We start from the raw sequence: 23,856 nt of genomic DNA, 5'->3' as shown, positions 1-23,856 counted from the left end.
TTTTTCTCTCACGAAGACGGTCGCGGGCGCAGCCCACGATTGGCTTCGTCAAATGGTTAAAAAACATCAACCATCAAACGAAACCTGCGCTGGCTCTGAAGGCCTGAGCGGGTGGGCGTTATTCGCCAGTCCTGCACTATCTTGAGACAGTCGGCTGGCAAGCCCGGTGTGTGAGGGGAGATGCACAAACTGCGAGGGATTCCTGCGCAGCCAGCGATTATCGCATGATTAAGGGTTTCCCCGCAACCCCTTTTTTTTGAGACGCGCAGGGAGATGGCGAAATGCGCCGCCGTGCTCCGCCTCGCAACCTCCAGGCGGGCGCAGCGGTCAGGATGCCTTTACACCCGCGGCATCCACGACGTCTACAGCCAGCAAGTGCTTGCGGTAGTGCGCCAGCTCCTCGATGGATTCGTGCACATCGGCCAGGGCGGTGTGCTTCTGGGCCTTCTTGAAGGTGGTGTAGGCCTCGGGCTTCCAGCGCTTGGCCAGCTCCTTGAGCGTGCTCACATCCACGTTGCGGTAGTGAAAGAACCGCTCCAGCTTGGGCATGTAGCGCACCAGAAAGCGGCGGTCCTGTCCGATGCTGTTGCCGCACATCGGGGCCACGCCCTTGGGCACGTATTTCGCCAGGAAGGCGAGGATCTGCTGCTCGGCGTCCTCTTCGGTCACTGTGGAGGCCTTCACCTTGTCGATGAGGCCGCTGCGGCCATGGGTGCCTTTGTTCCACGCGTCCATTCCATTGAGCAGTTCGTCGGACTGGTGGATGGCGAACACGGGCCCTTCGATGCGAGGCTCCAAGTGGGGGCCTGTCACGACAACGGCGATCTCGATCAGGCGGTCGGTGTCAGGCTCCAGGCCAGTCATTTCGCAATCGAGCCAGACGAGGTTCTGGTCGGACTTGGCAAGCACGGGTGTCGGGGTAGGTTGGGCTTCGGACATGGCGGGCATTGTCGCCGATGCCCCCGACGGCGACAGGTGCAGCATGCGGCCCTTCAGAGCGTCCCCCGGTAAACTCTCGGCCCACATGCCCATCTCCGACGACCTCTCCCCCTCCCTGCTGCTGACCCTGGCGTTTGCCGCCGCGCTGTCATTGGGGCTTGCGCTCAAACTCTGGCTGGCATCCCGGCAGATCCGGCACGTCGCGCGCCACCGGGACACCGTGCCCGCCCCTTTTGCAGAACGCATACCGCTGGCCGCACACCAGAAGGCCGCCGACTACACGGTGACCAAGGCCCGCCTGGGGCTGCTGGAGATGTCGCTCGGCGCCGCCGTGCTGCTGGGCTGGACGTTGCTGGGAGGCCTGGACGCGCTGAACCAGGCGCTGCTGGCACAGCTGGGCGGCGGCATGGGGCAGCAGTTGGCGTTGCTGGTGGCTTTTGCCGCCATTGGCGGGCTGATCGACCTGCCGCTCTCTCTGTACCAGACCTTCGTGGTGGAAGAGCGCTTCGGCTTCAACAAGATGACCTGGCGCCTGTGGTTGGGTGACGCGGCCAAAGGCCTGCTGGTGGGCGCCGTCATCGGCCTGCCGATCGCAGCGATGATCCTCTGGCTGATGGGCGCAGCAGGCCCGCTGTGGTGGCTGTGGGCCTGGTGCTTCTGGATGGGGTTCAACCTGCTGCTCATGGTGGTCTACCCCACCTTCATCGCCCCGCTGTTCAACAAGTTTCAACCACTGGAAGACGAATCGCTCAAGGCCCGCGTGACGGCGCTGATGCAGCGCTGCGGCTTCTCGGCCAAGGGCCTGTTCGTGATGGATGGCAGCCGCCGCAGCGCGCATGCCAATGCGTACTTCACCGGCTTTGGCGCCGCCAAGCGCGTGGTGTTCTACGATACGCTTCTGCGCCAGCTGGCCCCGGGCGAGGTAGAGGCCGTGCTGGCCCATGAGCTGGGCCACTTCAAGCACCGCCACATCGTCCAGCGCATCGTCACGATGTTCGCCCTGAGCCTGGCCGGGTTCGCGCTGCTGGGCTGGCTGTCCACCCAGGTGTGGTTCTACACGGGCCTGGGCGTGCGGCCCAACATCTCGCTGGACCCCGCCATGGCGGCTGCGCCCAACGACGCCCTGGCCCTGCTGCTGTTCCTTCTGGTGGTGCCGGTGTTCACGTTCTTCATCTCGCCGTTGTTCTCGCAGCAGTCGCGCCGCCACGAGTTCCAGGCCGACGCCTATGCCGTGTCCCAGGCCAGCGGCGCCGACCTGTCGTCGGCCCTGCTCAAGCTGTACGAAGACAATGCTTCCACACTCACACCCGACCCGGTGTACGTGAAGTTCTACTACTCGCACCCGCCCGCCACCGAACGGCTGGCGCGGATGCAACCTACGGCCCAACCATGACAACAACCTCCATGCTCAAGAAAAAAGACTGGTCCACCCAGACCCGCCGCGCCCTGACCGCGACCGAAGTGGTCGCCAACCTGGCCAAGGTCGAGGGCTGGAAGCTGACCGGCGACGGCGCCGACGTGGCCATCGAGAAGACCTTTCACTTCGCCAATTACTACGAGACCATCTCGTTCGTGAATGCACTGGCCTTCGTTGCCAACGCGCAGGACCACCACCCCGACCTGTCGGTGCACTACAACCGCTGTGTGGTGCGCCTGAACACCCACGACGTGCACGGCATCTCGTCCACCGACTTCGAGTGCGCGACCCAGTTCGATGCACTCGTGGCCTGACCACAGCCGCCGCCGCATGACCCGTCACCCACACCACCATGGCTGAGCGCAGCGCCCTCATGGAAGGCACGGTGGTCGCCAGCCACGGGCGCCACTGCATGGTCGAGACCCCCGACGGCGAGCGGCGCATCTGCCACCCCCGGGGCAAGAAAAGCCAGTCCGTGGTGGGCGACCGTGTGCTGTGGCAAGCGCCGCCGCCCGGCCAGGGCGACGAGGGCACCATCGAGAAGGTGCAGCCGCGGCGCAACCTGTTCTACCGGCAGGACGAGATCCGCACCAAGTCGTTTGCCGCCAACCTGGACCAAGTCCTCATCCTCATCGCGGCAGAGCCTGTGTTTTCAGAGAGCCAATTGGCGCGCGCGCTGATTGCCGCCGAGGCCGAAGGCATCAAGCCCCTCATCGCCCTGAACAAGAGCGACCTGGTGGAGCCCTTCGCCCGTGCCTGGGAGCGTCTGGTGCCCTACCGCCACATGGGTGCGGGCAAGCACTATGGCGTGCTGCCGCTGTCGCTGACCCTGTCGAGCGACGTGGACCGCGCGCTGCTGATGGAGCACCTGAAGGGCAAGACCACGCTGGTGCTGGGCCCCTCGGGCTCGGGCAAGAGCACGCTGATCAATTTGCTGGTGCCGGGCGCCACGGTGCTGACGGGCGAGATTTCGCAGGCTCTGAACTCCGGCAAGCACACCACCACCAGCACGCACTGGTACTGGATGGACAAGGAGCGCACCACCGCGCTGATTGACTCGCCAGGCTTTCAGGAATTCGGCCTGCACCACATCGCCCCCATGCAACTGGCCGCGTGCATGCCGGACATCGCCGAGCACGCGACGGACTGCAAGTTCTACAACTGCACCCACCTGCACGAGCCGGGCTGTGGCGTGCTGGAAGCGGTCAAAGCAGGCCCTACCGCAGGCGGGATCAGCCCGACCCGCTACAAAATATATAGCGATCTGTTCGAAGAGTTGAGCCACACCCGGTATTGAGGCGGTATTGACGCGGTACTAACAGGTATTGGTGCCTGCACGGCGCCAGAGACAGAGCTACAGACGCATCGACGCGCACCGCCCTTCGCACAGGCACGCCCCACACCAGCGCACCCGTGGAACTGGCTTCGCCAGGCCACCAGGTGCGTCCCCCTCGGGGGAAGCCGCGAAGCGGCTCAGGGGGGCTTACTAGCCCAGCAGGCGCGCCAGCGTGAGCAGCGCCAGCAGCAGCATCCACACCACCACGGACCGCCACACCAGGCCCACCACGCTGCGCAGATGTCCCACCTCGGGCTCGCGGCCGGGTGTGGAGTCGCTGTCGCCCAGGTCGGCGTCGATCTCCAGGCCCTGGGGGGCATGCAGGTCAGTGCGCGCCTTCAGCGCCTCGCCACCCAGGCGCACATTGATCGCGCCGGCGGTGGCGGCCAGCACCACGCCATCGTTGTCATTGGGAAAGCGCTGCGCATGAAAACGCCAGCCTTCGATGGCCTCTTCGAAGCTGCCCACCACAGCGAAGCTCAGCGCCGTCATGCGGGCCGGCAGCCAGTCGACCACCGTCCAGGCCTGCGCCGATGCCTGCTGCAACGAGGCACTGGCCGGCTGGGTGCCGGTGCGCTGCTTGTAGTGCCAGTAGCGCGACACGAACTCGGCCAGGCGGTACAGCACGGCGCCGGTAGGCCCCAGGCCCAGCGCGGCCAGCACGGAGAACCACGCCAGCACGCCGAACACATGGCGGTGCGCCGCCAGCACCGAATACTCGATCACATGGCGCACGATCTCGCTGCGCGGCAGCACCCCGACGTCCACCTGCTGCCAGTGCGCCAGCCGCTCGCGGGCGGCGTCTTCGTTGCCCTCTTCGAGCGCATCGCGTATGCCCGTGAAATGGTGGCTGAACTGCCGAAACCCGAGCGTGACGTACAAAACCGCCACGCTCCACAGTACGGCAAACGGCCAGCCCAGGCCCCACAGCAGCAACCAGTGGATCGCCAGCGTAATAAGTGCCGGCACCAGCACTGCCAGGCTCCAGGCCACCCAGCCGTGGTGCGGCTTGCCCGCGTCGAAATTGCGGCTTACGGACAGCGCCCATGCACGCAGGCCGGCATGGATGGGGTTGCTGCGTGCCAGCGGGCGTGCCTGCTCGATCAGCAAAGCGAACAGGATGGCGAAGAAACTCATGGGGAGCAATGATAGCGGCGCTGACCGCACAGAGAACAGGTGAAGCGACGGGCAGCGAGCAATCCCCAAGCCACGGCAACGGGCTGATCACGAGCTTGCGAAACGGACGCAGCCTCAGCCAATGCAGCGCCACACACAGCCCAAGGCACTGCGTCACAGCACCGAGGCGGCCCCTCCTGGCGACATCGCCAAGCGAATCAGGGGTGAGGCTTCACTCTGCCCGCATGAAGCGGTAGAAGTTGCGCAGCATGCCCGCCGTGGCGCCCCAGATGTGGTGGGTCTTGCGGCCGTCGTCAAAGGGCATGGAAAACCATTCCCGGTGCACGCCATCGCTGTCGAACACGTGGCGCCGGTGGTTGGCGGGGTCGAGCAGAAAAGCCAGCGGCACTTCGAACAAATCAGCCACCTCGTACGGGTTGGGCTGGAGCACGCAGTCCGGCCGCACCAGGGCCACCACGGGCGTGATGATGAACGAAGAGCCGGTGACGTACGTGGGCAGCGCGCCCAGCACTTCGACGAACTCGCGGGCCAGCCCCACCTCTTCCTGCGCCTCGCGCAGCGCGGTGTCGGCCGGTGTGGCGTCTCCAGGGTCGGCACGCCCGCCTGGAAAGGCCACCTGCCCCGAATGCGTGGACAAGTGGGCGGTCCGCTCGGTCAAGAGCACCATGGGCTGCTCGCGCAGCATGATCGCCAGCAGCACCGAGGCGTGGGCGGGCTCCCGGTTCATGAACTTCTTCTCCAGCACCACCTCGGGCTCCCACTGCGGCGGGCTCGCAAAGCGTGCACGCAGCGCCTCGGGTGTCTGGTCCTTCAGTGGCACGGCGGGCAGGTGCGTGTCCACGCCCACGACCGGCACCAGGCGCGGGTCGAAATCGGGCAGGCTGGACAGCGGCACGATGACCGACGAGACAGCAGGAGGTGGCGAGGAGTTCACGATGAATGACTGGAAGGATGGGGAGCGCGCGGTCCTGAAAGCAAAAAGCCGCTACAGGCAGACGCTGTAGCGGCTTGTCAGGACTGGGCCTTGCCCGATGGGTCCGATCAGGCGGCGGTAGCAGCAGTTGCTGCGGCGGCTGCAGCAACAGCAGCCTTGTTGACGCGCTGTGGCAGCTTTTCCTTGATACGTGCCGACTTGCCGCTGCGGTCACGCAGGTAGTACAGCTTGGCACGGCGCACGTCACCGCGGCGCTTGACTTCGATACCGGCGATCAGCGGGCTGTAGGTCTGGAACGTACGCTCCACGCCTTCGCCGCTGGAGATCTTGCGCACGGTGAAACCGCTGTTCAGGCCGCGATTGCGCTTGGCAATCACCACGCCTTCGTAAGCCTGCACGCGCTTGCGGGTACCTTCCACCACATTCACGCTCACGATGATGGTGTCACCAGGGGCGAATTCGGGGATGGTCTTGTTCAAGCGGGCGATTTCTTCCGCTTCCAGTGTCTGGATCAGGTTCATGTGAGTTTCCTTGGGATCTTGTCCGCGCCAAAAATGGCTGCGTCGGGATTGACGTCTCAGTGTTTCAAAGGGGAGTCCCTGTCGAAACGGCCGGCCAGAGGATCGAAAAGCCTTTGATTATAGCAAGTCAAGCCAGCTTGGCCAATACCGCCTCGTCGGCGGGCGCCAAGCGCCCTGCTTTTCGGGCGGCGTCGATGAGATCGGGCCGGTGGCGGGCGGTGATGGACAGGCGCTGGTCGCGCCGCCAGCGCTCGATCTGCGCGTGGTGGCCGGACATCAATGCGGGCGGCACCGGCTGTCCCGCCCACTCTTCGGGGCGCGTGTAGTGCGGGCAGTCGAGCAGGCCATCAAGCGCCGGGTTGAAGCTGTCGAGCTGGTGGCTGCCCTCGTCGTTGAGCACGCCCGGCTGCAGGCGCGCCACGGCATCGAGCAGCGCCATGGCAGCGATCTCGCCGCCAGAGAGCACAAAGTCGCCCAGGCTCATCTGCACATCGACGTGCGTGTCGATGAAGCGCTGGTCGATGCCCTCATACCGCCCACACAGCAGAACAGCCCCAGCGCTGGCAGACCAGCGCTCCACAGCACCGTGGTTCAGTGGCTCGCCGATAGGCGAAAACAACACCACCGGCGCCTGCGTGTCCGCAGCCTCGCCCCGGTCCGCACGGATGGCGGCCAGGCACCGCGCCAGCGGCTCGGCCAGCATGACCATGCCCGGGCCACCGCCGAACGGGCGGTCGTCCACCCTGCGGTAGTTGCCCTCGGCATGGTCGCGCGGGTTCCACAAGCGCACATCCACCAGTCCGCCGGTGTACGCGCGGCGCGTCACGCCGCTGGCCAGGAGCGGCGCGAACAGCTCGGGAAACAGGGTGATAACGTCAAAGCGCATGGGTGCGGGGCGCTGCAATGCGACGGTGAGCGAACGAAGCGGCGCCGGACTTCTTAATAGTCAGGCTGCCAGTCGACGGTGATGCGCTTTTCGGGCAGATCCACCTTGTCGACATAGGCCGAGACAAACGGAATCATGCGCTCTTGGGCCTTGCCGTCCTGCTCGTAGGCCAGCACCAGCACGGTCTGCGGCCCTGTGGCCATGAGTTCGCGCACTTCGCCCAGCACCACGCCCTCGCGGTTGACCACGGCCAGGCCGATCAAATCGACCCAGTAATACTCGTCCGTCGTGGTGGACGGAAAGCTCGAGCGCGGCACAAAAATGCGCGCACCGCGCAGCGCTTCGGCTGCGTCGCGGTCATCGATGCCTTCGGCCCAGGCCACCACCGTGTCGGAATGGTCCTTGGCCTGGCGGATGGACAGCAGCACGGTGCCGGCAAATGCCTTGGCTCCGCGTTCGGACGGCTGCAAGTACCAGCGCTTGGCAGAGAACAGCGCCTCGGGGCTGCTGCTGTGCGACAGCACCTTGAACCAGCCCTTCACGCCCCAGGCATCGGTGATGCGTCCCACCTCGACGGCGTCGGTGGGAAGCTCTGTGGGTTCGAGGGTGAGGTTGGCAGCCATGGCGGTGATTGATTCCAGAATAGGAAAAGGGCGGGTTCCGTTCGGCATGCCGACGGAACCCGCCCTTTTCAGGGAGCTTTAAGCAGCCTTCTTGGCGGCTTGCTTGATCAGGCGGTCCACGGTAGGCGAGGACTGGGCGCCCACACCTTGCCAGTACGTCAGACGGTCTTGCACGATGCGCAGGCCTTCTTCGGTTTCCTTGGCAGTGGGGTTGTAGAACCCGATGCGCTCGATGAAGCGGCCGTCACGGCGCACGCGCTTGTCAGCAACGACGATATTGAAGAAAGGACGGCCTTTGGAGCCGCCGCGGGAGAGTCGAATGACGACCATGATTTATCCTTCGGGTGGTGAACTTCCGGCATTTGCCGCAAGCCACTGTGTTCGCAACCATATTCGCAACGCTTGAGACACGCGACATGGCCACCCGGCCAGCGACACGCTGCAAAGCCCGCGATTATATCCACTTCTTCCCAAATGCCCACCATTCGTCCCAGCGCTGACAGCGACCTGCCTGCGATCACCGCCATTTACCGACACCACGTACTCCACGGAACCGGCACTTTCGAGATCGACCCTCCCTCCGAAGCCGACATGGCAGGCCGCCGCGCCGACGTGCTGGCCAAGGGGCTGCCCTGGCTGGTGGCTGAAAAAGACGGACAGGTGTTGGGCTTTGCCTACGCCAACTGGTTCAAGCCCCGCCCTGCCTACCGGTTCTCGGCAGAAGACTCGATCTACATCGCCGAAGACGCCCGCGGCATGGGCCTGGGCCGCACGCTGCTCGGTGAATTGGCCACCCAGGCAGAAGCTGCCGGCGTGCGCAAGCTGCTGGCCGTGATCGGCGATTCGGCCAACGCAGGCTCTATCGGCGTGCACCGCGCGCTGGGCTTTACCGACGTAGGCGTCATGCGTTCGGTGGGGTGGAAGTTCGGCGCCTGGCGCGACATCGTGCTCATGGAAAAATCCCTGGGTGCGGGCGACAGTACCTCGCCGGAATGACAATGGCCCGCATGAAAAACAAGACCCTGGCAGCATGGTTCGCCTTCCTCGGCGGGCCGCTGGGCCTGCACCGCTTTTACCTGCACGGCCTGGGGGACCTCATCGGCTGGCTGCTGCCCATCCCCACGGCCCTGGGCATCTACGGCATCCAGCGCGTGCAGCAGATGGGACAGGACGACCACACGAGCTGGATGCTGATCCCGCTGCTGGGCTTCACCATTGCGGGCTGCGCGCTGCAAGCCATCCTGTTTGCGCTGAAGACGCCCGAGGCCTGGAACGCACGCTACAACCCTGCTGCCGCACACGATGCGCCAGCGGGCCAGACACAGTGGATCACCATCGGCGCCATCGTGGTTGCGCTGATGGTGGGCACGGCCGTGCTGATGGCCAGCCTGGCGTTCAGCTTTCAGCGGTACTTCGAATACCAGATCGAGGAAGCCCGCAAGATATCTCAGTGACTGGAGCAGCGTCAGACACAGGAGTCGGAGCGCATTGCGCGCAGGCACCAAGCCAAACGCCCCGCGGGACTTGCATCCCGCGGGGCGTTTGCGCTCAATCAGCCTTGTTTTTTGCTACTGATTCAGTAGCGCAGCACCTCAAACCGATCAGAAGATCTGCAGGCTGATCCAGTACGCCACGGCCGCCACGAAGGCACTGGCCGGAATGGTGAGCACCCAGGCCCAGATGATGTTGCCCGCCACGCCCCAGCGCACGGCGCTGGCGCGCTGCGTGGAGCCCACGCCCACGATCGCACCCGTGATGGTGTGCGTGGTAGACACCGGAATGCCCAGCGTGGTCGCCACAAACAGCGTGATCGCCCCGCCCGTCTCGGCGCAGAAGCCGCCCACGGGCTTGAGCTTGGTGATCTTCTGACCCATGGTCTTGACGATGCGCCAGCCACCGAACATGGTGCCCAGGCCGATGGCCACGTAGCAGCTGATGATGGTCCAGGTGGGTGGCGCGGCATCGCTGGCCGATGAGTACCCGGTGGCGATCAGCAGCAGCCAGATGATGCCGATGGTCTTTTGCGCATCGTTGCCGCCGTGGCCCAGGCTGTATGCGCCGGCAGACACCAGCTGCAGCCGGCGGAACCACTTGTCCACCTTGCTGGGCCGCGCGCGCCGGAAGATCCAGGCCACGGCCACCATCATGAGCGAGCCCAGCGCGAAGCCCAGCAGCGGCGACACGAAGATAAACGCCACGGTCTTCAGGATGCCCGCCGAAATGAGCGCGCCAGCCCCTGCCTTGGCGATCACCGCGCCCACGATGCCGCCGATCAGTGCATGCGAGGAGCTGCTGGGGATGCCGTAGTACCAGGTGATCACGTTCCAGGTGATGGCGCCCACCAGCGCGCCGAACACCACGTGCGTGTCGACCACGCCGGGCTGGACGATGCCCTTGCCCACGGTGGCCGCCACGCTCAGGTGGAAGATGAAGATCGCGACGAAGTTGAAGAACGCCGCGAACAGCACCGCCTGCGCGGGCTTGAGCACGCCCGTGGAGACCACGGTGGCGATCGAATTGGCAGCGTCGTGGAACCCGTTCATGAAGTCGAACAGGATCGCCAGCGCCACGAGCAGAACCACAACCCAGAGGGCCGTCTGTACGGTTTCCATGCTGGTCAGCCTGCGGGGTCAGGAGTTCTCGAGGACGATGCCCTCGATGCAGTTGGCCACGTCTTCGCACTTGTCGGTGATGGTCTCCAAGAGCTCGTAGATGGCCTTGAGCTTGATCACCTCGCGCACATCGGGCTCCTCACGGAACAGCTTGCTCATGGCGCTGCGCATCACGCGGTCGGCGTCGGATTCGAGCTTGTCGATCTCTTCGCAGGTCTTGAGCGCGGCTTCGGCCACGGCGGGGTCTGCAATCTTTTCCAGCAGCTTCACGGCGTCGCGCACACGCTCGCAGCACTTGAGGCTCAGGTCGGTCAGGCGCGTGATCTCTTCCGTCATGTGGCGCACGTCGTACAGCGCCATGGTCTCGGCGGAGTCCTGGATCAGGTCGGCCACGTCGTCCATCGTGTTGATGAGCGTGTGGATCTGCTCACGGTCGATGGGGGTGATGAAAGTCTTGTGGATGGACTTGTTCACCTCGTGCGTCACCCGGTCGGCGGCGCGCTCGGCGTTGTCCACGTCCTGGTTGTACTTGTCGCGCAGGTGCGGGTCGTTGTAGTTGGCCACCAGTTGCGAAAACGCCCGGGCCGCCTCGACGATCCGGTCCGCATGCTGGTTGAACATCTCGAAAAAATTGCCTTCGCGTGGCAACAGCTTGGCAAACAGCATGGGAACTCCTGCAGGGGGATCGGTTTTTTGAAAGAGACAAAGTCATGACAGTGGCATGACTTTTTGATGACTCCGGGAGTTTAACCGCCCGCTCTCTTTCAACCCCTGCGTTGCAGGCCCGCATCAGCCGCACCTGCCTGCACCCTGGCGACACCAAGTCGGCGCCCAAGGGACCGCGGACGAAACCCCGCTGGCACCGTCAGATATTCAAGCCAGAAAGAGCTCTACCGCGCCACCCATCAACGCCGGCAGCTATTGAATTCATAGCACCTGCATTGCGATGTTCTCAGCGTTGTGCGGACGGTCGGCATGCTCCTACAACGGTGCGCCACACGTTCCCACAACCTCAGACCGACAGCGCAGTAGATTGAACTTTCGCCCCCAAGCGGACGGCCACTGCGGTGCAGGGGGCGTTCATCACCCACGATTTTCAGCAAGGACACCCCTCATGCGCACTTTCTTTTCTCGCCAGGTTCCGCTGGCGCTGGCCGTTGCCGCCTGCACCATGCTGAGCGCGCAGGCACAGACCAGCTCGCCGTTGTCATCGACCTCCACATCCAGTGCATCTGGCTGGGGTTCCGGCCGCGGCTCGGTGCTGCCCTATACCCAGGACGGCTACATCGGCGTCAACGGAGGCCGATCGAACTACAGCCTGAGCAACGGCCCCGCAGGGTTCGGGCTGAGCCAGGATGATTCGGGCAATGCCTACAAGATCTACGCTGGCGGCTTCTTTCACCGCAACGCCGGTGTGGAGCTCGGCTACCTGAACGCCGGCACCTCGCACCGCCTGGGCGGCGACACCAAGGCCCATGGCTTCAACCTGAGCCTGGTCGGCCGCGCTCCGCTGGGCGAGCAGTTCGACGTGTTCGGCAAGATCGGCACGACCTATGGTCGCACGCGCACCTCGGGCCTGGCGGCCACCGGCGTCGCGCTGGGCAAGGAAGACGGGTTCGGCCTCTCGTACGGCCTAGGCGCGCGCTGGGCCTTCACGCCGCAGTGGGCGGCCGTGGTGGAGTGGGAGCGCCACAAGTTCAAGTTCTCGGACGGCGACGATTCGGTGAACCTGACCACCGTGGGCGTGCAGTACCGCTTCTGACGCCCGTAGTTCTGAGGGACCCGCCGCCACAGGCATAGCCACAAGTACCGGCCCCGGTACGGGCGCCTGTACACCGGCACCGCCCTGCAAAACAAAAAGCGCAGCCCGAGAGCTGCGCTTTTTGTTGGTTTCTGCAGCCCCGAGGGCGCGCCGCCTGCGCGTACGCTCCTGGAGTACCGTACCAGGCTGGACCGCCTATTACTCGCCCAGGTAGGCGGCACGCACCTTGGGGTCGTTCAACAGGGCCTGGCCCGGGCCGGTCATGGTGATCAGGCCCGATTCCATGACATAGCCGCGGTCGGCAATCGCCAGCGCCCGGCTGGCGTTCTGCTCCACCAGCACGATGGTCACGCCCAGCGCGTACACATCCCGCACCACCTCGAAGATCTTGTCGACCATGATGGGCGACAAGCCCATGGAGGGCTCGTCCAGCAGCAGCACCTTGGGTTGGCTCATCAGTGCACGGCCCATGGCCAGCATCTGCTGTTCGCCGCCCGACATGGTGCCGGCCAACTGGTCCTTGCGCTCGCGCAGCCGCGGGAAGATGGTGAACATCTTCTCGATGTCGGCCAGGATGCCCGCCTTGTCCCTGCGGATGTAGGCGCCCATCTGCAGGTTTTCGGTGATGGTCATGCGTGCGAACACGCCACGGCCTTCCGGCACCATCACCAGGCCCTCCTTGACCAGGTCCCAGGCGCCCTTGCCCTTGATGCTGTTGCCCAGGTACTCGATGTCGCCATCGTTCATGCCCAGGGTGCCGGTGATGGCCTTCATGGTGGTGGTCTTGCCGGCGCCGTTCGAGCCGATGAGCGACACCAGTTCGCCCTCACGCACTTCGAAGTCCACGCCCTTGACGGCCTGGATACCGCCGTAGGCCACCTTCAGGCCCTTGACCTGCAATAAAACTTTGTTGGATTTTTCGGCCATTTGTTGTGTCCTGTCCTTCAGTGCCCGCCGGTGCCCAGATAGGCCTCGATCACTTTTTCGTTCTTCTGCACTTCGGCAGGGTTGCCTTCGGCAATCTGCTTGCCGTAGTCGAGCACCGTCACACGGTCGCACAAGCCCATCACCAGCTTCACATCGTGTTCGATGAGCAAGATGGTGCGGTTGTCGTTGCGAATGCGGTCGATCAGCTCGCGCAGTTGCACCTTCTCGGTGGCGTTCATGCCAGCAGCGGGCTCGTCCAGCGCGATGAGCTGCGGGTCGGTGGCCAGGGCGCGGGCGATCTCAAGGCGGCGCTGGTCGCCGTAGCTCAGGGTGCGCGCCTTGTAGTCGGCGAACTTGCCGATGCCCACATAGTCGAGCAGCTCCTGCGCGCGCTTCTTGATGGCGGCCTCTTCGTCCTTGAAGCCCTTGGTGCGGAAAACCGCACCGATCAGGCCGGACTTGGTACGGATGTGGCGGCCCACCATCACGTTCTCGAGCGCCGTCATTTCAGCGAACAGGCGGATGTTCTGGAAGGTGCGGGCGATACCCGCCTTGGCCACTTCGTGCACGGCGGTGGGCTCATAGGGCTTGCCTGCCAGCTCGAAGGTGCCTGCGTCGGGCGTGTACAGCCCCGTGATCACGTTGAAGAACGTGGTCTTGCCAGCGCCGTTCGGGCCGATCAGGCCGTACACCTGGCCACGCTTGATGGTGATGCCCACGTCCGACAAGGCCTGCAGGCCGCCGAACCGCTTGGAGATACCGGCGACCTTCAGCACCACTTCATTGGATTTCTCTGTCATTGCTAACTTTCGGTGGTGTTCGGCTTCAGGTCTTCTGCGTCAGGCTCTTGCCGTGCTCAGGCGAAGGCCACAGACCGCGGGGGCGCAGCAGCATGATGATGATCATGGCCAGCGCGATCAGCAGCTGGCGCAGGATGGCCGAGTCCAGGCGGCCGTCGGTCATGGCCTGCAGCGGGCCGGCGACGTAGCGCAGCACTTCTGGCAGGGCCGACAGCAGCACGGCACCCAGGATCACGCCGGGGATGTGGCCGATACCGCCCAGAACCACCATGGCGACGATCATGACCGACTCCATCAGGCTGAACGATTCTGGCGAGACGAAGCCCTGGAAGGCGCCGAACATCGCGCCCGACACGCCACCGAATGATGCACCCATGGCAAACGCCAAGAGCTTCATGTTTCGGGTGTTGATGCCCATGGCCTTGGCAGCGATTTCATCTTCGCGGATGGCCATCCAGGCGCGGCCGACGCGCGAGTCCTGCAGGCGGTAGCAGATGATCACCGAGATCACCACCAGAATCAGGAACAGGTAGTAGTACAACGTGACGGAGTTGATGTCGAAGCCGAACAGCTCCAGGCGCTTGCCCAGGTCCAGCCCGAAGATCTTGACCGAATCGATCTGGCCCAGGCCCTTGGGGCCGTTGGTCAGGTTGACGGGGTGGTCCAGGTTGTTCAGGAAAATGCGGACGATTTCACCGAAGCCCAGCGTCACGATGGCCAGGTAGTCCCCGCGCAACTTGAGCGTTGGCGCCCCTAATAAGGCCCCGAAAAACGCCGCCAATATCGCCGCCGCCGGTATCACCAGCCACAGAGAAGTGTGCAGCCCGTTGGGGAACATGGCGGCAAACGCCGCGAACGTGTCGGCCAGGTGTGGCGACGCCATCAGCGCGAACAGGTAGGCGCCGACGGCGTAGAACGCCACGTAGCCCAGGTCGAGCAGGCCGGCGTAGCCGACCACGATGTTCAGGCCCAGGGCCAGCATCACGTACAGCAGGGCCAGGTCGGCGATGCGCACCCAGGCGTTGCCGAAGAATTGGAGGATCAGCGGCAGCACCAGCAGCGCGATCGCGCCGAGGATCCAGTGGGTCTTGGTGTTCTTCATGGTGTGGTGCTCCTCAGGCTCGGTCCGCCACACGCTCACCCAGCAGGCCCGAAGGGCGCAGCGTCAGGATGATGATGAGCACGATGAACGCAAAGATGTCCGTGTAGTGGCTGCCCAGCAGGCCGCCCGTGAGGGTGCCGATGTATCCCGAGCCGATGGCTTCGATGAGGCCCAGCAAAATGCCGCCCACCACCGCGCCGGCCAGGTTGCCGATGCCGCCGAACACAGCCGCCGTGAAGGCCTTGAGCCCTGGCAGGAAGCCCATGGTGTGCTGCGCCGTGCCGTAGTTGGACGCATACATGATGCCGGCGATGGCTGCCAGAACGGCGCCGATGATGAAGGTGGCCGAGATCACCATGTCGGGCTTGACGCCCATCAGCGAAGCCACGCGCGGGTTTTCTGCGGTGGCGCGCATCGCGCGGCCCAGGTTGGTGTGGTTGACCAGGTAGACCAGCGAGGCCAGGGCCACTGCGGTCACGCCCAGGATCAGGATCTGCGTGGGCGTGATGAACGCGCCGCCGATCTGGAACGGCGTGCTGGGCAGCAGCGTCGGATAGGGCTTGTAGTTGGGCTTCCAGATGATCATCGCCAGCGTCTGCAGCAAGATGGACATGCCGATGGCGGTGATCAGGGGGGCCAGGCGCGGGCTGCTGCGCAGCGGGCGGTAGGCGACTTTTTCAATCGTGAAGTTCAGGGCGGCAGCCACCACGCACGCAATGATGGTGGCCAGGAGCAGGATGACCCAGCCAGGGGCGCCGGGCATGGCGCCCTGCATCATTCCTATACAGCTCCAGCTGGTCAGTGCACCGATCATCAGCACTTCGCCGTGGGCGAAATTGATCAGTTGAATAATGCCGTACACCATCGTGTAGCCCAAGGCTATCAAGGCGTACATGCTGCCGAGAACCAGACCGTTGATGATCTGTTGCAGCAAAATGTCCATAAGAGAAGTCCTTCGTTTGTGACGTACCCACCGCTTTGGCACCGGAATCGGTACAGCCTTGTGGGCCCGACTGCCATCTAGCAAAAAACCCGCCAGAAATGCAGCTGTGCGGGTTTGTGGACGGGATTGTAGCGAGTAGTCACAAGCGGCCCCCACCAAGCCGGGCGGGGTTTTCCCTCGGGTTTGGGCCCCATCAGCGCGGAACGCGATTCATAAGCCTGGATGATGCAAGCAGGAATATTGATGTGCAAACTTATTACCGGCGCAATGCAAAATCAGCATAACTCGGCATAAAGTGCCGTGCTGCACTGCATCAGGCGTCGTCGTCCATCCCGCCAGAAGCATCGGCCGATGCATTGCGGTCGCGCAGCGCACGCAGTTTCTGTGCAATCTTGATTTCGAGCCCCCGCTCCACCGGCTGGTAGAAACCGGGCTCGGGCATGCCCTCTGGCAGGTAGTTTTCGCCCGCGGCGAAGCCGCCCTCCTCGTCGTGCGCGTAGCGGTAGCCCTTGCCGTAATCGAGCTCTTTCATGAGCTTGGTCGGTGCATTGCGCAGGTGCATGGGCACCGGGCGGGTGCCGTCCTTCTTGACCCAGGCGCGGGCGGCGTTGTAGGCCTTGTAGACCGCGTTGGACTTGGGCGCCACGGCCAGGTACACCACGCACTCGGCCAGCGCCAGCTCGCCCTCGGGCGTGCCCAGGCGTTCATACACTTCGGCAGCATCGAGCGCCAGGCGCAGCGCACGCGGATCGGCCAGGCCGATGTCTTCGCTGGCCATGCGCACCAGGCGGCGGGCCATGTAGCGCGGGTCGGCGCCGCCATCGAGCATGCGCACCAGCCAGTACAGCGCGGCGTCGGGGTCCGAGCCCCGCACGGACTTGTGCAGCGCGCTGATGGTGTCGTAGAACTGCTCACCGCCCTTGTCGTAGCGGCGCATGCGCTCGCCGAGCACCTTGAGCAGCCAGGCGTCGGTGATCTCGGTGAGCTTCTCCTGCGTGGCCGCCATGGCCAGCGTCTCCAGGGTGTTGAGCAGCCTGCGCGCGTCGCCGTCGGCGTAGGCCACCAGGCGATCGACTGCTACATTTTCGATAGCTGGTAGCGCTTGCTCCGCCTGCGCCAGGGCCACGATTTTCTTCAAATCGTCTTCGGACAGCGGCTGCAGCACGTACACGGCGGCGCGCGACAGCAGCGCTGAGTTGACCTCGAACGAAGGGTTCTCGGTGGTGGCGCCGATGAAGGTGAACAGGCCGGATTCGACGTGCGGCAGGAAGGCGTCCTGCTGGCTTTTGTTGAAGCGGTGCACTTCGTCGACGAACACGATGGTGCGCTGCTGCATCAGTCCGTCGCGCGCCAGTTCGGCCCGCTCCACTGCTTCGCGGATGTCCTTGACCCCGCCCAGCACGGCGCTGATGCTGATGAACTGCGCATCGAAGGCATCGGCCATCAGCCGCGCGATGGTGGTCTTACCCACGCCCGGCGGCCCCCACAGGATGCAGCTGTGGGGCCGGCCCGACTCGAACGCCAGCCGCAGCGGCATGCCGGGGCCCAGCACATGCTGCTGGCCAATGACATCGCCCAGGGTGCGCGGGCGCAGGCGTTCGGCCAGGGGCTGGTGCATGGGGGACGAAGAGGTCGCGACGGTCATACACCGATTCCAACACATCCCACCCTGCCCATTCGTCAGAGCGGGCATGCGCGGCACGTCGGCTTCAGCCTGACCGGCGGGCCGCCACAACAGCACCTGGCAAGCGGTTGTGCCAGGGGTGCGCGCAGCTCAACGACCCAAGGTGACAGACACTGCGCGGCGGCAGCGTCTAGTATCTGGGCCTCGGTCCACACCCCCTATCCGGAGCCTGTCCACCATGTCCCTTGCCGCCAATATCGTCGTCGGTCTGATCGGCGTCCTGCACGTCTACATCCTCGTGCTCGAGATGTTCCTGTGGGACAAACCAGCTGGCCGCAAGGCGTTCGGGCAGTCGCGCGAACAGGCCGCAGCCACCAAGGTGCTGGCGGCCAACCAGGGCCTGTACAACGGCTTTCTGGCGGCGGGGCTGTTCTGGGGCCTGTACCTGGGCGACGCCGCCGGGCTGGGCGTGAAGGTGTTCTTCCTGCTGTGCGTGCTGGTCGCCGGGCTGTACGGCGCAGCCACCGCCAGCCGCAAGATTTTGTTCATCCAGTCGGTGCCTGCAGCCATCGGCCTGGCTCTGCTGCTGTTGGCCTGACCGGTCCGCCGGGCCCGCGGGTTCGGCATCGGCAAGCACTAACTCACTCAAATCCTGCCAAAAACAGGCGCTACCGCTTTGCCGATGCGCCCCAGCAGCTACCATTTCGGTAGCACCCAGGGCGCAAAGAGTTATTGCTTCACCACATCCGCCCCGGCGGGTGGCTTGAACTGGAAGTTGCCCGCTGGCAGGGCCGCATTGGCCTGCATGCCGTTGAAGCGGATCAGCGAACGCTGGCCGAAGCTGTCCAGAATGTCGAGCGCCGCCAATTGCTCGCTGGCAAAGCCCACGCGCACGCTCTTGAGCTGGCCGTCCTTGGACTTGGGGGTGGCCAGCACCCACTGCAGGCCGTCCTGGTCCGGGGCGTTCTCCAGCGTGAACTCGGCCTTGAGGGCCGACAGGTCCGGTGCCGACGCCAGCAGCGCAGCAGGCGTGGTGCCCAGTGCCTGGGCCTGCGCACGCTGGGTGACCTGGTTCAGGTCCACGTCGTACAGCCACAGGGTCTGGCCGTCGGCCACGATGGTCTGCTCGAAAGGCTTCTTGTAGACGAACTTGAAGCGGCCAGGCCGCTGAAACTCGAAGCTGCCGGTCGACGTCTTGGTGCGCGCGGTCTGCCCGTCCTTGGGAGGCGACGTGACCACCTGGCTGAAGTCTGCGCGGCCCGTCTGCGTACCCTTCATGAAGGATTCAAGGCTTTTCAGGCCGTCAGCGCTGGCTGCGCTTGCGGCAGCAGCTATCAAAATTGCAGTGGCGATCTTTTTCAACAGTAACTCCTGGGAGGTGCAGGCCCGCTTTGCGCCGGGCCGGTCATTCATTCGCTGCGGTTGGGAACCAGCACTTCGCGCTGGCCGCTGGCGGTGAGGCCACTGACCAGACCGGCTTTTTCCATGTCTTCCAGCAGCCGCGCCGAGCGGTTGTAGCCAATGCGCAGCTTGCGCTGCACGTACGAGATGCTGGCCTTGCGGTCCTTGAGCACCACTTCGACGGCCTGGTCGTACATGGGGTCCTTCTCGCCCCCATCGCCACTGCCGCCCTCACCTGACAGATCACCGTCACCGTCCACAGTTCCGCCTTCGAGCACGCCGTCTATGTAGTCCGGCTCCCCTTGCTGCTTGAGGTAGCTGACGACACGGTGTACTTCCTCGTCCGACACGAAGGCGCCGTGCACCCGGATCGGCAGGCCCGTGCCACTGGCCATGTACAGCATGTCGCCCATGCCCAGCAGGGCTTCGGCGCCCATCTGGTCGAGGATGGTGCGGCTGTCGATCTTGGAGCCCACCGAGAACGCGATGCGGGTGGGGATGTTGGCCTTGATCAGGCCCGTGATCACATCCACGCTGGGGCGCTGCGTGGCCAAGATCAGATGGATGCCCGCCGCCCGCGCCTTTTGCGCCAGCCGGGCGATCAGCTCTTCGATCTTCTTGCCCACCACCATCATCAGGTCGGCCAACTCGTCGATGATGACCACGATGTGCGGCAGGCGCTGCAGCGGCTCGGGCTCTTCCGGCGTCAGGCTGAAGGGGTTGTAGATGAACTCCTCGCGCGCTTTGGCCTCATCGATCTTGACGTTGTAGCCCGCCAGGTTGCGCACGCCCAGCTTGGACATCAGCTTGTAGCGGCGCTCCATCTCGGCCACGCACCAGTTCAGGCCGTGCGCGGCCTGCTTCATGTCGGTGACCACGGGCGCCAGCAGGTGCGGGATGCCTTCGTAGACCGACATTTCCAGCATCTTGGGGTCGATCATCAGCAGGCGCACGTCGCGCGCCTCGGCCTTGTACAAGAGCGACAGGATCATCGCGTTGATGCCCACCGACTTGCCCGAACCGGTCGTTCCGGCCACCAGCACGTGCGGCATCTTGGCGAGGTCTGCCACCACCGGGTTGCCCACGATGTCCTTGCCCAGGCCCATGGTGAGCATGCTCTTGGCCTCGTGGTAGACCTGCGAGCCCAGGATCTCGGACAGGCGGATCGACTGGCGTTTGGCGTTGGGCAGCTCCAGCGCCATGAAGTTCTTGCCCGGAATGGTCTCCACCACACGGATGGACACCAGGCTGAGCGAGCGCGCCAGGTCCTTGGCCAGGCCCACGATCTGCGAGCCCTTCACACCCGTGGCGGGCTCGATCTCGTAGCGCGTGATCACCGGGCCGGGCATGGCCGCCACCACGCGCACCTCCACGCCAAAGTCCTTGAGCTTTTTCTCGATGAGCCGGCTGGTCATCTCCAGCGTCTCGGGCGCCACGGTTTCCTGGCGCTGCTGCGGGCCGTCGAGCAAGTCCACCAGCGGCAGCTTGCTGTCGGGCATCTCGGTGAACAGGGGCTTCTGGCGCTCTTTCACCACCCGGGTGCTTTGCGGCACATCCACCAGGATGGGCTCGATGATCTGAATGGGCTCGGGGTGGTGCACCTCGCTCTCGGTTCGCTCTTCCAGCACCACCACGGCACGCTCGCGCGCGGCCTTACGCCCCACGGCAACGTCCTTGGCGACCTCCCGCTTGGCCAGGCGCGACTGCACCAAGGTGTCGATGCGCGACCCCAGCACCTCGGCCACATGCCCCCACGAAAAGCGGAACACCAGCGCAGCCCCCAGCACCGCCAGCACGATCGACAGCAAAGCCGAGCCCGTATTCCCCAGCCACTTCACGCTGGCCGGCCCGGTCACATAGCCCAGAACCCCGCCGGCATGCCCCCCCGGCAGCAGTGCTTCAAACCGGTACAGCCGCGACCACTCCAGCGCGGTGCTGGCGCACAGCAGCACCACCAGCCCCACCCAGAACAGCGCGCGGCGCTGCAAGGGGCTGGCAGCGCCCGGCAGCTGCTCGCCACCTCGCATCCAGCGCGCCAGCGACGACAGCCAGGCGCGCACGCCCGCCGCCACGCACCACCATACGGAGAAGCCCAGCGCAAAGTAGCTGCCATCGGCCAGCCAGGCGCCAAAACGCCCCGCCCAGTTGGCCACCATGCGGACATCCCGCGCGCCGGAATTGGAAAAAGCCGCGTCCTGCGCGGAGTAGCTCACGAGCGCGAGCAGCCAGAAAACCAGGGCCAGCAGGCCCAGCATCAGGCCGATCTCATGGCCGAAACGGGCGGCACCCGTGCGGGGCGGCGACTTGGCCGCGGACGATGCGTTCAGGGTATTGAGGGAATAGGTCATATGCGTGCCGAGCGAGCTTACCCCAAGCACTGGCGGCAACTCCTGACCGGCGCCAGTCGACAGTGTCGGCGCTGTCAGCCCAGCGCGTTCAACCGGTCCTTGAGCAGCGTCGCGCCGCTGGGCAGCGCCTCGATGAAGCCGCGTTCTTCCAGGTCTTTCATGACGCGGCTGACCATCTCGCGGGAGGCGCCCACCATCTTGGCCAGGTCCTGGCGGGAGATCTTGTCCTTGATGATCAACTGGCCCTGCGCATCGGGCACGGCGAAGTCGAGCAGTGCGTGAGCCACGCGGCCGTACACGTCCAGCAGGGCCAGCGACTCGATCTTGCGGTCGGCATGGCGCAGGCGCTTGACCAGGCCGCGCATCACCACCAGCGACATCGAGGCGTTCTCGGTCAGGCAGCGCGCAAACTCCGTGCGGCCGAGCATGAGCACGTCGGTCTGCACCTCGGCGCGCACGGTGGCGGAGTGCGGCTCGTTGTCGATGATGCTCATCTCGCCCAGGTAGTCGCCCGGCGACAGGGTGGCCAAGATCACCTCGCGGCCCCGGCTGTCGGAGGTCATGACCCGGGCGCGCCCGGTGAGCAAAATGAACAATGCGTCGGACTTTTGTCCCTGCTCGACCAGCGGCTCGCCGCGCTTGAAGCGGCGCTTGATGACCGCACCGCTGATCACCTCGGCCTGCGTCACGGTGAGCAGCGAGAACAGGGGCACCCGGCGCAACAGGTCCAGGTTGGACAACATCGTCGACATGGAAACATCCTCTCTCTTGGTGCGCGGCTCCACCGGCGCCGCAACGGGTTATCAATCGGTTCTTACAATCGCCGTGATTGAAATTGGAGCGGCTTGCGGAGACCCCGAGCGGTTGATACTTGGCGCCCAAACCCCCAGCTTTCCCCAACAGTGCCCCATGTCGCGGGCGCAAAACACAGGCTTTTACCATGTCCACCACCCAACACGCGAAAGTTCTGATTCTCGGCTCCGGCCCTGCGGGCTACACGGCGGCCGTCTATGCAGCACGCGCCAATCTGAATCCCGTGCTCATCACCGGCATGGCCCAGGGCGGCCAGCTGATGACCACGACCGAGGTGGACAACTGGCCTGCCGACGTGCACGGCGTGCAGGGCCCCGAGCTGATGCAGCGCTTTCTGGAGCACGCAGAGCGCTTCAAGACCCAGGTGATCTTTGACCACATCAACAAGGTCGACTTCAGCCAGCGCCCCTTCACCCTCACCGGCGACAGCGGCACCTACACCTGCGACGCGCTGATCCTGGCCACGGGCGCATCGGCCAAGTACCTGGGCCTGCCTTCAGAAGAGGCCTTCATGGGCAAGGGCGTGTCCGGCTGCGCCACCTGCGACGGCTTCTTCTACCGCGAGCAGGACGTCTGCGTGGTGGGCGGCGGCAACACGGCGGTGGAAGAAGCGCTGTACCTGTCCAACATCGCCCGCAAGGTCACCCTGGTGCACCGCCGCGACAAGTTCAAGGCCGAGCCCATCCTGGTGGACAAGCTCAATGACAAGGTGGCAGCCGGCAAGATCGAGCTCAAGCTGTTCAACACGCTGGACGAAGTGCTGGGCGACCAAACCGGCGTGACCGGCATCCGCATCAAGAGCACCAAGGACGGCAGCACGGAAGACATCCAGCTGCAGGGCTGCTTCATCGCCATCGGCCATGCGCCCAACACCGAGATCTTCCAGGGCCAGCTGCAGATGGAAAACGGCTACATCATCACCCAGGGCGGCCTCAAGGGTTTTGCCACGCAGACCAGCGTGCCGGGCGTGTTTGCCGCGGGCGACGTGCAGGACCATGTGTACCGCCAGGCCATCACCAGCGCCGGCACGGGCTGCATGGCTGCGCTGGACGCCCAGCGCTTCCTCGAACAGGAAAGTTGATCAAGAAGCGGTGGTCGGGCTATAATCTGCGGCTTTGCTGGATTCGGCCCGTTGTCAATTCTCTGACGAGCGGCCTGCCGGAGCAGCAAAAACCGGGTTACCGCCACCCTTTCTGGCGAGGTGAGGCCGCCAGCGAGCCCTCGGCAAACATTGCCCAGGGCGCCCGCAAACGGCCGTTAAAAAGTATCGGAGTGTCCTCATGGCACGCGTCTGCGAAGTAACGGGCAAGAAGCCCATGACGGGGAACAATGTTTCCCACGCCAACAACAAAACCAAGCGCCGGTTCCTGCCGAACCTGCAATACCGCCGTTTCTGGGTCGAGACCGAAAACCGCTGGGTTCGCCTGCGCGTTTCGAGCGCTGCCCTGCGTTTGATCGACAAGAACGGTATCGACTCGGTGCTCGCAGACCTGCGCGCACGTGGTCAAGCCTAAGGAGAAGCACCATGGCAAGCAAAGGCGGACGCGACAAGATCAAGCTGGAATCCACTGCGGGTACCGGTCACTTCTACACCACGACCAAGAACAAGAAGACGATGCCCGAGAAGATGCTGATCATGAAATTTGATCCCAAAGCTCGCAAGCACGTCGAGTACAAGGAAATCAAGCTGAAGTAATTCGGCTGGATTCCTTCAAAAAACCGCCCTTCTCA

Annotated in this window: 27 protein-coding genes; 10 read left to right on the top strand and 17 right to left on the bottom strand. The window is 64.5% G+C overall.

Going from position 1 to position 23,856, the window contains the following annotated elements:
- Positions 1–327: 327 nt before the first annotated feature.
- Positions 328–939, bottom strand: a complete 612-nt coding sequence (gene orn, locus ACSQ3N_RS07665; RefSeq protein ID WP_056162581.1) for an oligoribonuclease — start codon at positions 937–939, stop codon at positions 328–330.
- A gap of 85 nt (positions 940–1,024) precedes the next feature.
- On the opposite strand from orn, the gene ACSQ3N_RS07660 reads away from it, so the two are divergent.
- Genes ACSQ3N_RS07660 through rsgA form a run of 3 tightly spaced genes read left to right on the top strand, consistent with a single transcriptional unit; the run spans position 1,025 to position 3,653 of the window.
- On the top strand, positions 1,025–2,332 hold the full coding sequence (locus ACSQ3N_RS07660; RefSeq protein ID WP_056161916.1) for a M48 family metallopeptidase: 1,308 nt from the start codon (positions 1,025–1,027) through the stop codon (positions 2,330–2,332).
- Entirely contained in the window at positions 2,329–2,670 is a 342-nt protein-coding gene (locus ACSQ3N_RS07655) for a 4a-hydroxytetrahydrobiopterin dehydratase (protein ID WP_056161914.1), read from the top strand. The genes ACSQ3N_RS07660 and ACSQ3N_RS07655 overlap by 4 nt, the downstream gene beginning before the upstream one ends.
- 38 nt (positions 2,671–2,708) lie before the next feature.
- Positions 2,709–3,653 (top strand): ribosome small subunit-dependent GTPase A, encoded by a 945-nt coding sequence (gene rsgA, locus ACSQ3N_RS07650; RefSeq protein ID WP_056161912.1) that lies wholly within the window; start codon positions 2,709–2,711, stop codon positions 3,651–3,653.
- Positions 3,654–3,842: 189 nt separating this feature from the next.
- Here the strand turns inward: rsgA and ACSQ3N_RS07645 are convergent, their stop codons facing one another.
- The 6 genes from ACSQ3N_RS07645 to rpsP form a co-directional block, all read right to left on the bottom strand.
- Complete coding sequence (locus ACSQ3N_RS07645; protein WP_056161907.1) at positions 3,843–4,829, bottom strand: CobD/CbiB family protein; 987 nt, start codon at positions 4,827–4,829, stop codon at positions 3,843–3,845.
- 211 nt (positions 4,830–5,040) lie between these two features.
- Positions 5,041–5,763 (bottom strand): CoA pyrophosphatase, encoded by a 723-nt coding sequence (locus tag ACSQ3N_RS07640; protein WP_235507223.1) that lies wholly within the window; start codon positions 5,761–5,763, stop codon positions 5,041–5,043.
- A gap of 107 nt (positions 5,764–5,870) precedes the next feature.
- The gene (rplS, locus tag ACSQ3N_RS07635) at positions 5,871–6,284 is read right to left on the bottom strand and encodes a 50S ribosomal protein L19 (RefSeq protein ID WP_056161905.1); all 414 of its coding nucleotides are present in this window, start codon (positions 6,282–6,284) and stop codon (positions 5,871–5,873) included.
- Between the two features lie 127 nt (positions 6,285–6,411).
- The gene (gene trmD / locus ACSQ3N_RS07630) at positions 6,412–7,170 is read right to left on the bottom strand and encodes a tRNA (guanosine(37)-N1)-methyltransferase TrmD (protein ID WP_056161903.1); all 759 of its coding nucleotides are present in this window, start codon (positions 7,168–7,170) and stop codon (positions 6,412–6,414) included.
- Between the two features lie 53 nt (positions 7,171–7,223).
- Positions 7,224–7,793, bottom strand: coding sequence for a ribosome maturation factor RimM (gene rimM, locus ACSQ3N_RS07625; protein ID WP_056161901.1), 570 nt, complete (start codon positions 7,791–7,793; stop codon positions 7,224–7,226).
- 78 nt (positions 7,794–7,871) lie between these two features.
- Positions 7,872–8,123 carry a 30S ribosomal protein S16 gene (gene rpsP, locus ACSQ3N_RS07620; RefSeq protein WP_056161899.1) on the bottom strand — a complete coding sequence of 84 codons (252 nt, stop codon included), beginning with the start codon at positions 8,121–8,123 and terminating at the stop codon, positions 7,872–7,874.
- A gap of 144 nt (positions 8,124–8,267) precedes the next feature.
- On the opposite strand from rpsP, the gene ACSQ3N_RS07615 reads away from it, so the two are divergent.
- Together ACSQ3N_RS07615 and ACSQ3N_RS07610 are read left to right on the top strand one after the other, a co-directional pair.
- Positions 8,268–8,789, top strand: coding sequence for a GNAT family N-acetyltransferase (locus ACSQ3N_RS07615; RefSeq protein WP_056161896.1), 522 nt, complete (start codon positions 8,268–8,270; stop codon positions 8,787–8,789).
- 11 nt (positions 8,790–8,800) lie between these two features.
- Positions 8,801–9,247, top strand: coding sequence for a TM2 domain-containing protein (locus ACSQ3N_RS07610; protein ID WP_056162576.1), 447 nt, complete (start codon positions 8,801–8,803; stop codon positions 9,245–9,247).
- Positions 9,248–9,394: 147 nt separating this feature from the next.
- On the opposite strand, the gene ACSQ3N_RS07605 is transcribed toward ACSQ3N_RS07610, so the two are convergent.
- The gene (locus ACSQ3N_RS07605; RefSeq protein ID WP_056161894.1) at positions 9,395–10,405 is read right to left on the bottom strand and encodes an inorganic phosphate transporter; all 1,011 of its coding nucleotides are present in this window, start codon (positions 10,403–10,405) and stop codon (positions 9,395–9,397) included.
- Between the two features lie 18 nt (positions 10,406–10,423).
- Positions 10,424–11,071 (bottom strand): DUF47 domain-containing protein, encoded by a 648-nt coding sequence (locus ACSQ3N_RS07600; RefSeq protein ID WP_056161892.1) that lies wholly within the window; start codon positions 11,069–11,071, stop codon positions 10,424–10,426.
- 448 nt (positions 11,072–11,519) lie between these two features.
- Here ACSQ3N_RS07600 and ACSQ3N_RS07595 point away from each other — a divergent pair, with 448 nt between their 5' ends.
- Complete coding sequence (locus ACSQ3N_RS07595) at positions 11,520–12,167, top strand: porin family protein (RefSeq protein ID WP_436145992.1); 648 nt, start codon at positions 11,520–11,522, stop codon at positions 12,165–12,167.
- A 198-nt stretch (positions 12,168–12,365) separates the two neighbouring features.
- Here the strand turns inward: ACSQ3N_RS07595 and ACSQ3N_RS07590 are convergent, their stop codons facing one another.
- From ACSQ3N_RS07590 to ACSQ3N_RS07570, 5 genes are all read right to left on the bottom strand, one after another.
- The gene (locus ACSQ3N_RS07590) at positions 12,366–13,094 is read right to left on the bottom strand and encodes an ABC transporter ATP-binding protein (RefSeq protein WP_056161888.1); all 729 of its coding nucleotides are present in this window, start codon (positions 13,092–13,094) and stop codon (positions 12,366–12,368) included.
- Between the two features lie 17 nt (positions 13,095–13,111).
- On the bottom strand, positions 13,112–13,894 hold the full coding sequence (locus tag ACSQ3N_RS07585; RefSeq protein WP_056161885.1) for an ABC transporter ATP-binding protein: 783 nt from the start codon (positions 13,892–13,894) through the stop codon (positions 13,112–13,114).
- 25 nt (positions 13,895–13,919) lie between these two features.
- Positions 13,920–14,996 (bottom strand): ABC transporter permease subunit, encoded by a 1,077-nt coding sequence (locus ACSQ3N_RS07580; protein WP_436145991.1) that lies wholly within the window; start codon positions 14,994–14,996, stop codon positions 13,920–13,922.
- A 13-nt stretch (positions 14,997–15,009) separates the two neighbouring features.
- Positions 15,010–15,939: a branched-chain amino acid ABC transporter permease gene (locus ACSQ3N_RS07575; RefSeq protein WP_436145990.1), complete on the bottom strand. Its 930-nt coding sequence runs from the start codon at positions 15,937–15,939 to the stop codon at positions 15,010–15,012.
- A gap of 313 nt (positions 15,940–16,252) precedes the next feature.
- Entirely contained in the window at positions 16,253–17,584 is a 1,332-nt protein-coding gene (locus tag ACSQ3N_RS07570) for a replication-associated recombination protein A (protein ID WP_436145989.1), read from the bottom strand.
- A 217-nt stretch (positions 17,585–17,801) separates the two neighbouring features.
- On the opposite strand from ACSQ3N_RS07570, the gene ACSQ3N_RS07565 reads away from it, so the two are divergent.
- A complete protein-coding gene (locus ACSQ3N_RS07565; RefSeq protein WP_056161880.1) occupies positions 17,802–18,161 on the top strand; it encodes a DUF1304 domain-containing protein in 360 nt (119 codons plus the stop codon).
- A 131-nt stretch (positions 18,162–18,292) separates the two neighbouring features.
- Here ACSQ3N_RS07565 and lolA read toward each other — a convergent pair whose 3' ends face one another.
- From lolA to ACSQ3N_RS07550, 3 genes are all read right to left on the bottom strand, one after another.
- Positions 18,293–18,925 (bottom strand): outer membrane lipoprotein chaperone LolA, encoded by a 633-nt coding sequence (gene lolA / locus ACSQ3N_RS07560; protein ID WP_056161878.1) that lies wholly within the window; start codon positions 18,923–18,925, stop codon positions 18,293–18,295.
- A 47-nt stretch (positions 18,926–18,972) separates the two neighbouring features.
- Positions 18,973–21,312, bottom strand: coding sequence for a DNA translocase FtsK (locus ACSQ3N_RS07555; protein WP_436145988.1), 2,340 nt, complete (start codon positions 21,310–21,312; stop codon positions 18,973–18,975).
- 74 nt (positions 21,313–21,386) lie between these two features.
- Positions 21,387–22,064 (bottom strand): Crp/Fnr family transcriptional regulator, encoded by a 678-nt coding sequence (locus ACSQ3N_RS07550; RefSeq protein WP_056161875.1) that lies wholly within the window; start codon positions 22,062–22,064, stop codon positions 21,387–21,389.
- Between the two features lie 188 nt (positions 22,065–22,252).
- Here ACSQ3N_RS07550 and trxB point away from each other — a divergent pair, with 188 nt between their 5' ends.
- From trxB to rpmG, 3 genes are all read left to right on the top strand, one after another.
- Positions 22,253–23,206 carry a thioredoxin-disulfide reductase gene (gene trxB / locus ACSQ3N_RS07545; protein ID WP_436145987.1) on the top strand — a complete coding sequence of 318 codons (954 nt, stop codon included), beginning with the start codon at positions 22,253–22,255 and terminating at the stop codon, positions 23,204–23,206.
- 199 nt (positions 23,207–23,405) lie between these two features.
- Positions 23,406–23,639, top strand: a complete 234-nt coding sequence (rpmB, locus tag ACSQ3N_RS07540; protein WP_056161871.1) for a 50S ribosomal protein L28 — start codon at positions 23,406–23,408, stop codon at positions 23,637–23,639.
- 11 nt (positions 23,640–23,650) lie between these two features.
- Positions 23,651–23,821, top strand: coding sequence for a 50S ribosomal protein L33 (rpmG, locus tag ACSQ3N_RS07535; RefSeq protein ID WP_007859760.1), 171 nt, complete (start codon positions 23,651–23,653; stop codon positions 23,819–23,821).
- Positions 23,822–23,856: the final 35 nt, after the last annotated feature.

It is taken from the genome of Acidovorax sp. LjRoot194 (assembly GCF_964253015.1).
In the GTDB taxonomy this organism is placed as follows: domain Bacteria; phylum Pseudomonadota; class Gammaproteobacteria; order Burkholderiales; family Burkholderiaceae_C; genus Acidovorax.
The sequence above is the reverse complement of the archived record's forward strand: the minus strand, read 5'-3'. Positions and strand labels throughout refer to the sequence as shown.